Below are 449 nucleotides of genomic sequence, written 5' to 3' on the forward strand. Positions count from 1 at the left end.
GAGCAGGAGCAGGAGCGCGGCATCACCATCACGTCCGCCGCGACCACGACCTTCTGGAAGGCTCGTGACGGCAAGATGCACCGCTTCAACATCATCGACACCCCCGGCCACGTCGACTTCACCATCGAGGTCGAGCGTTCGCTGCGCGTGCTCGACGGCGCCATCGCGCTGCTCGATGCCAATGCCGGTGTTGAGCCGCAGACCGAGACTGTCTGGCGCCAGGCCGACAAGTATCGCGTTCCGCGCATGATCTTCTGCAACAAGATGGACAAGATCGGCGCCGACTTCTATCGCTCGGTCGAGATGATCGGCTCGCGCCTCGGTGCGCATGCTGTTGTCATGCAGCTGCCGATTGGCGCCGAGACCGAGTTCAAGGGCGTTGTCGACCTCGTCGAGATGAACGCGCTGGTCTGGCGCGACGAGACGCTGGGCGCTGCCTGGGATATCGT

1 protein-coding gene is annotated in these 449 nt (G+C 63.7%); it reads left to right on the top strand.

Going from position 1 to position 449, the window contains the following annotated elements:
* On the top strand, positions 1 to 449 hold a 449-nt coding region (locus EN932_RS37695), incomplete at both ends, for a GTP-binding protein (protein ID WP_128369596.1).

Origin of the sequence: Mesorhizobium sp. M7A.F.Ca.US.002.01.1.1, from assembly GCF_004022955.1 — a bacterium.
Taxonomy (GTDB): domain Bacteria; phylum Pseudomonadota; class Alphaproteobacteria; order Rhizobiales; family Rhizobiaceae; genus Mesorhizobium; species Mesorhizobium ciceri.